The organism is Microcoleus sp. Pol12B5, from assembly GCF_036701335.1.
Classification (GTDB): Bacteria; Cyanobacteriota; Cyanobacteriia; order Cyanobacteriales; family Microcoleaceae; genus Microcoleus.
Genome location: NZ_JAUBQQ010000054.1, coordinates 33159 through 40523, shown reverse-complemented (window position 1 = coordinate 40523; position 7365 = coordinate 33159). Strand labels below are relative to the sequence as shown.

Genomic DNA, 7365 nt, shown 5'->3' with positions numbered 1-7365 from the left:
GTTTTAGGTCGGGGAGTTTTTCCATTCCTTGATCTAATGTCTATCTTGTCTTCTTGTCAAGGGGGTTGAGCAATTACGATTATACTTAGTCAAACCCCGATTGTAGTAAGGATGAGGATTGTAGTAATTAAGCTCGATAGCCTTAGTATAATCTGCGAGCGCCTCTGCTTTTTCTCCTAGAGCAGACTTGGCATTACCCCGATTGTTGTAGGCAACAGCTAGTTTGGGATTCAGCTCGATCGCCTGATTATAATCTTTGATCGCCTCTGCTTCTTCCCCCAGAACATACTTGACATTACGCCGATTGTAGTAGACATCAGCATAGTAGGAATCAAGGTTAATCGCCTTAGTATAATCTGTGAGCGCCTCTGCTTTTTCTCCTAGGGCAGACTTGGCTAGCCCGCGATTTAAGTAGGCATCAGCATAGTAGGAATCAAGGTCAATCGCCTTAGTATAATCTGCGATCGCCTCTGCTTTTTGCCCTAAATCAGAGTTGGCTAAACCGCGACTGACGTAGGCAACAGCTAATTTTGAATTAAGGTTGATAGCCTGATTATAATCTGCAACCGCCTGTTCTTTTGCTATTTCATACTTGGCTAAATCACGATTTAAGTAGGCCTCAGCATAATAAGAATAAAGTTCGAGCGCCTGATTGTAATCTACGATAGCCTCTTCTTTTCTTCCTAGGGCAGACTTGGCTAAACCCCGACTATAGTAAGCATCAGCATAATAGGAGTCAAGGTCGAGGGCCTGATTGTAATCTGCGATCGCTTCTTCTTTTTCCCCTAATTTATACTTTGCTAAACCCCGATTTAAGTAGGCAACAGCATCATTGGGATTTAGGTCTATCGCCTGAGTATAATCTACGAGTACTTCTTCTTTTTTCCCTAGGTCAGACTTGGCATCACCCCGATTGAAGTAGGTATTAGCAGAGTTTAAACTAAGGTTGATCGCCTGAGTATAATCTACGAGTGCTTCTTCTGTTGTCCCTAGGGCAGAGTTAGCTAAACTCCGAGTGTAGTAAGCATCAGCATAGTTGGGATTAAGTTTGATCGCCTTCGTATGATCTGCGATGGCCTCTTCTGTTTTTCCTAGGGCAGAGTTAGCTAAACCCCTAGTGTAGTAGGCATCAGCATAATTGGGGTTTAGCTCGATCGCCTGATTATAATCGGAGATCGCCTCTTCTTTTTCTCCAAGATCGTACTTGACATAACCCCGCTCGACGTAGGCAACAGCTAATTTGGGATCGAGGTCTATCGCCTGATTATAATCGGAGATTGCCTCTGCTTTTTGCCCAAGCTCATACTTGGTACTACCCCGATTGACATAGGCAAGAGCTAATTTGGGATCGAGGTCTATCGCCTGATTATAATCGGAGATCGCCTCTGCTTTTTGCCCAAGCTCATACTTGGCAGCACCCCGCTTACAGTAGGCATCAGCATCGTTGGGATTAAGGTCTATCGCCTGATTATAATCGGAGATCGCCTCTGCTTTTTGCCCTAGGCTAGACTGGGCAGCGCCCCGATTGACATAGGCAAGAGCATATTTGGGCTCGAGGTCTATCGCTTTATTATAATCGGAGAGCGCTTCTTCTATTTTCCCTAAGGCAGCATTGGCAGCGCCCCGATTGACGTAGGCTAAAGCCTCTTTGGGATTCAGGTCGATCGCTTTATTATAATCGGAGAGCGTTTCTTCTATTTTCTCTAAGGTATAATTGGCATTACCTCGATTGTTGTAGGCGTGAGAATCTTTGGGATTGAGGTCTATCGCTTTATTATAATCGGAGAGCGCTTCTTCTATTTTCCCTAGGGCATAATTGGCAGCGCCCCGATTGACGTAGGCATTACTATTTCTGGGATTAAGGTCGATCGCTTTATTAGAATCGGAGAGCGCTTCTTCTATTTTCCCTAAGGCATTATTGGCAGCGGCCCGATTGACGTAGGCATTACTATTTCTGGGATTAAGGTCTATCGCTTTATTAGAATCGGAGAGCGCTTCTTCTATTTTCCCTAAGGCATAATTGGCAGCGCCCCGATAGAGGTAGGCATCAGAATAGTTGGGATTGAGGTCGATCGCCCGATTATAATCGGAGATCGCCTCTTCTATTTTTCCTTGGTTATAGTTGGCATTACCCTGATTTAAGTAGGTCTCAGCGTCGGTATCGTGTTGATTGTAATAGACAGCTAAACCAGCTATTAGCCCAAACAGGAGCAAAAAGACTATCAAAAAGACTAATGTAGAGGTGGCGAGCGACCTATAAAAATCTATGCTCCAGTCTTCTTTTTTCCGTAATTGACCTCCCCGTAATTCATATTCGATCTCACTCCAACGGTAGGTAATAGCATAGTTGGGATTAAATTCAATTTTCTGATTATTATCAGCTACAGCACCCTTGAAATCGCCTTGATTGGTGCGAGCCATTCCTTGACTCAAATAGACAGGGGAACAACCCGCCGCCCCAAACAGGGTCAAACCAGCAGCCAGAACTTGCGGAATCAAGCGATGCGGTTTTTTAGTCATAGCCTTTGCAGTTAGTGAATTTTAATGAAAGTGCTTTTTTAACGGTTTAAAAAACTACGCCCAATTATATCTGAGTGTGTGAAATTATCAAAATATCGTAATAAAACAAAGAGTGTAGAACTATTGGCGGATATTAGTACACAACCATTTTATGAGATCGATGTTGATTGTGCGAGACATACCTAACAGGCGATCGACATCTACCACACGATCGCTTGAGTCTCTTCCAGAGACTCAAGCCACTGTCCCATGGAACATTTATCCTGCTGACAGAATAACGGCTGTTTCCAAACGAGTCTTAAATCTATACAACAATTAACATTCTAAATAAATAAAAATTTATATTTGGGTGCGTCAGATCGCGTTATATTATCTGGGGATTCAATAACTCTTGGCTGACACACCATCCAAGTTTTAGCTACTGTCAATCTCTGTGAAACAAGCATCCCGCCTGTCAATCTCTGCGGTTCAATTCCCCTTACTTAGCCCGCACCACTAACACGGAACAAGGAGCCTCAGCCACAACCTCCGCACTCACCGAACCCTCCAAAATCCGCTTTAAACCCGTCAAACCCCGACAGCCGATCGCAATTAAATCCGCTTTATAAATATTAGCCAAACGCAAAATTTCCTCTGCTGGGTCCCCGGACACAATTTCTAAATCGCTCTGGCAAGGCAACTTTTCCTGATAAGATTGCAGTAACTTCTCCACTTCTCGGTAAGCAATCTCATCCCCCTGACCGTGAGGTCGATCGACAACTGCGTCAAAATCCGACATACCAGAACTGACAACATGAACTAGAATCACTTTTGCCGTCGGTTCTAGCTGAAATTGTCCTACAACTTGCAAAACCCGTTCTGCAAGCTCTGAATTGTCGATCGCTACCAAAACAGTATTCAATACCATGGACCTTTAAATTTCAGATACTAGACTTTAAAATTTTCGATGATTCTCGCCTACTGTCTACAATTTAGCGCTCCCCACCAACATCATTATTACCTACCCAGAAACCCGGTTTCTTAACTTAATTGCGTCATTTCAGCAAGATACTTGAAGAAACCCGGTTTCTTAACCCCAGAGTGCGTCAGTAGATAGCTGGAAATAAACTTTGCCGCTTGTCACAGAAAGTAAAGCTAGGAATAATCGCCAGCGAATTGTTTCGTTTCACTGGCTTTTGACTAATTATGTATTTTGCCGCTCATCAACTTAAATCTCGATCGCCAATCTCAAATCTACCATCTAAAACTCACCCTCTCCCTCATTTTCAGTCCGCAGCCGCACCGAATCAGCGTGAGAAGGAAGCCCCTCTGCTTCCGCCAAAACATTAATCGCCCTACTCACCTTCTTAAGTGCAGCAGGTGAATATTGAATCAAACTCGAATGCTTCATAAAAGTTTCGACACCCAGCGGCGACGCATAGCGCGGAGCCCCAGAAGTCGGCAAAGTGTGATTCGGGCCAGCCAAATAATCACCTACAGCTTCCGGCGTCGAGCAGCCCAAGAAAATCGCCCCAGCGTGGCGAATTTGGTCGAGCAAAGCCCAGGGATCTGCAACTTGCAATTCCAAGTGTTCCGGGGCAAACTCGTTAGAGAGTTCCGCCGCCGCTTTGAGCGAGTCAACTACTACGACTAAACCATAGTTGGCGATCGCCTTTTCTGTTAAAGTTCGGCGCGGGTGATTTGCCAACTGTCTGTCTACCTCAGCCACCACCTTCCTAGCCAGCACCGAATCCGCCGTCAGCAAAATTGCCGACGCCATCGAATCGTGCTCAGCTTGAGCCAACATATCCGCAGCCACGTGTACAGGATTCGCCGAAGCATCCGCAATAATCAACACCTCCGACGGGCCAGCCAGAGAATCGATCCCCACAGTCCCGTAAACCAGTTTTTTAGCCAGGGTAACGTAAATATTCCCCGGCCCAGTAATTAAATCCACCTTCGGAATAGTTTCCGTACCGTAGGCTAAAGCTGCGATCGCCTGCGCCCCGCCTACCCGATAAATCTCATCAACTCCCGCTTCCTGAGCCGCTACCAGCACCGCAGGATTCATTTTCTTCTCCTGTCCGGGGGGAGTACACATCACCAGTCTCGGCACCTTGGCGACCTTCGCAGGAACCGCATTCATGATCACCGAGCTCGGATAGGACGCCTGACCGCCAGGAATGTAGATTCCCGCTCGATCGACAGGGGTGTAGCGCTTGCCCAAAACAATCTCGTCATCGCCAAACTGCACCCAAGACTTGGGTACGCGCTGTCGGTGAAACGCCTCCACCTGTTTGCAAGCTAGCCGGATGGCATTTAATAATTCTTTCGACACCTGCTGGTAAGCAGCATCCAATTCGGCGCCGGTCACGCGTAAATCTTCCACATTTAGGGTCATGCGGTCAAATTCAGCAGTGTAGTGCAGCACAGCCTGATCGCCTCTGCGCCTTACAGCTTGCAGCACCTCCCGCACGGTGGCTTCTTTGTGAACGACAAGTTCGTCATGGGTGCGATCGCAGATTCGTCGCAGTTCAGCTTGTGCCTCAACCCACTGAGTAATGATTCGCAGCATGGAGATTAGGAATGCCGTCTATAACTTCACTAACATTTGCTTGACAATTGGGGATTTTTGTGGGGGTTCTCCTAGAGAAGTAGGCCACCACCAGTCCACAAGCTTAAACCGCCAGAGTCGCGACATTTTCCAAGGCTTCAGTGCAGCGTTTAAATCTCTGTCGAGGATTTTGCAACACTGAGGACAAGTCACAACCTTCTCTAGGAATTGCCCGCCAGAGAACCGGGTGCGGAGGGAGAGGGTTGGAACGCAGAGGGGGAGAGTGTCCGACCCCGATAATATCTGAGAGGGAGAGTGTTTGATCGGGAGAATTTTGGTTCTGCCTTCTACCTTCTACCTTCTGATCCGGCTGTCTTCTACCTTCTACCTTCAGCTTTTTACCTTCTACCTTCGGTAAGTGCTTCTTGCCGAAGCTCAAATAACCCGTATTCTTTGTTATAGCTTAACTTGGATTTTTCAGAGAATGGGATTTTAAGCAGAATAGGTGCTATATTAGTTTTTCCAACACCTGATAATTTTTTTATAAAAAAACGCCAAATTATTGTATACTTGAAAATTGCGCGCAAGAAACCGTGACTTTAACTCGTGACGGTGGGAACACCGCAAAACGCCTCTGTAACACCCGTGTCATACCTTTGGGTATTGTCAGGGGTAAAAAACAGGCAGTTAGATGAGTCAATAAAAAATTATTGCGCGGGCGTCGCCAAAAAGTAGCCACAGACTCAGCTCAATCTGAGCGAAGGGAGAGTGGCTGTCTCACTCCGCCATTAAAAATCAAGCTTTTTGTGGATCGATCCCGAAAAGGTTGTCCTTCAAAATCCCCGTGTCTTGAGACTAGGGTGTATCAATGAATACCTACTTCCAGCAACAGAACTATGGCAAATATTAAGTCCGCCGTCAAACGAGTCAAAATCGCCGAACGTAACCGCTTGTACAACAAATCTTACAAGTCAGCGGTCAAAACTCTGATGAAGAAGTATTTCGCTGCCGTAGACAAGTACGCCGCAGCTCCGAGCCCTGAATTAATGCAAGAAGTCCAGCAGCGAATGTCTGAGGCATACAGCAAAATTGACAAAGCTGTCAAAAAAGGTGTACTCCACCGCAACAACGGCGCTCGCAAAAAGTCCCGCTTGGCAAGAACCCTCAAGCCACACGAAGTATCGGTAGCATCTTAAGGAAGCAGAAAGTTCGGCAACGAAGCAGTTTACAAGATTGAAGGGATGGATGTTGAGGGAAGAAGTCAAGCGTGAAGAAGTCCAGCGTGAAGCAGGAAGAAGGAAGAAAGAAAACGGAAGATTTTTCCCACACACTCTCTCCCACTCCTACTCCCAGACTCTCTCACTCCCCCCTCGCACTATCCCACCAGGACTCTCCCGTATCACCTCTAATCTGCTTCCCCCATGCAGCTCATCGACACTCACGTTCATATCAACTTTGAGACCTACAAATCTGAGTTAGAAGCCATTCGAGAACGCTGGCGCGAAGCTGGTGTAGTTCGGCTGGTTCATTCTTGTGTAGAGCCAGAAGAGTTTGCCGGCATTCAAGCAATCGCCAATCAGTTTGCAGAAGTCTCGTTTGCGGTTGGACTCCACCCCCTAGATGCCGAGAAGTGGAAAGACGAGACTGCGAGCCAGATTAGGGAATTAGCAAGTTCGGACTCTAGGGTAGTGGCGATCGGCGAAACCGGACTGGACTTTTATAAATCTGACGATCGAGAACACCAGTTTAAAGTGTTTGAGGCACAGCTTGCAATCGCCCAGGAACTAGACAAACCAGTCATTATCCACTGTCGCGACGCCGCCGCCCCAATGGCCGAAATGCTGAGAAACTTTTGGCAAACACGCGGGCCAGTGCGCGGAGTTATGCACTGCTGGGGAGGCACACCCGAAGAAACCCAGTGGTTTTTAGACCTAGGTTTCTACATTAGTTTTAGTGGAACAGTCACCTTTAAAAAAGCCTTGCAAATACAAGAATCAGCTTGTATGGTAAATAGCGATCGCATCCTAGTCGAGACAGATTGCCCTTTTCTCGCCCCGGTACCCCAGCGGGGAAAACGCAACGAACCAGCCTATGTCTACTACGTAGCCGAGCAAGTTGCTAAATTGAGAGGAGTTTCTCTCTTAACTTTGTCCCAGCAGACAACCGAAAATGCCTGTCAGCTATTCGGCTTTTCAGTTTAGTTATAGCAGAACAGAGAAACTAGGAAAACAGGTCGATTTAGGAGCCAGCGCTCAGGATAATCCCATTTCTATCCTGCCAGAAAAACCGGATTCATCCTTTATTGGAGATTC

Annotated in this window: 5 protein-coding genes; 2 read left to right on the top strand and 3 right to left on the bottom strand. The window is 46.7% G+C overall.

All coding sequences use genetic code 11. From position 1 onward, the window contains the following. Positions 1 to 33 precede the first annotated feature (33 nt). The 3 genes from QUA24_RS20040 to hisD form a co-directional block, all read right to left on the bottom strand. Positions 34 to 2520: a tetratricopeptide repeat protein gene (locus tag QUA24_RS20040; RefSeq protein WP_333231536.1), complete on the bottom strand. Its 2487-nt coding sequence runs from the start codon at positions 2518 to 2520 to the stop codon at positions 34 to 36. Positions 2521 to 2998: 478 nt separating this feature from the next. Continuing rightward, positions 2999 to 3427: a universal stress protein gene (locus QUA24_RS20035; protein WP_333231534.1), complete on the bottom strand. Its 429-nt coding sequence runs from the start codon at positions 3425 to 3427 to the stop codon at positions 2999 to 3001. Positions 3428 to 3760: 333 nt separating this feature from the next. Beyond that, positions 3761 to 5074, bottom strand: coding sequence for a histidinol dehydrogenase (hisD, locus tag QUA24_RS20030; protein ID WP_333231533.1), 1314 nt, complete (start codon positions 5072 to 5074; stop codon positions 3761 to 3763). An 875-nt stretch (positions 5075 to 5949) separates the two neighbouring features. Here hisD and rpsT point away from each other — a divergent pair. Together rpsT and QUA24_RS20020 are read left to right on the top strand one after the other, a co-directional pair. Next, positions 5950 to 6249 (top strand): 30S ribosomal protein S20, encoded by a 300-nt coding sequence (gene rpsT / locus QUA24_RS20025; RefSeq protein WP_006632886.1) that lies wholly within the window; start codon positions 5950 to 5952, stop codon positions 6247 to 6249. Between the two features lie 225 nt (positions 6250 to 6474). Further along, a complete protein-coding gene (locus QUA24_RS20020) occupies positions 6475 to 7254 on the top strand; it encodes a TatD family hydrolase (RefSeq protein WP_333231531.1) in 780 nt (259 codons plus the stop codon). The last annotated feature ends 111 nt before the right edge of the window (positions 7255 to 7365 follow it).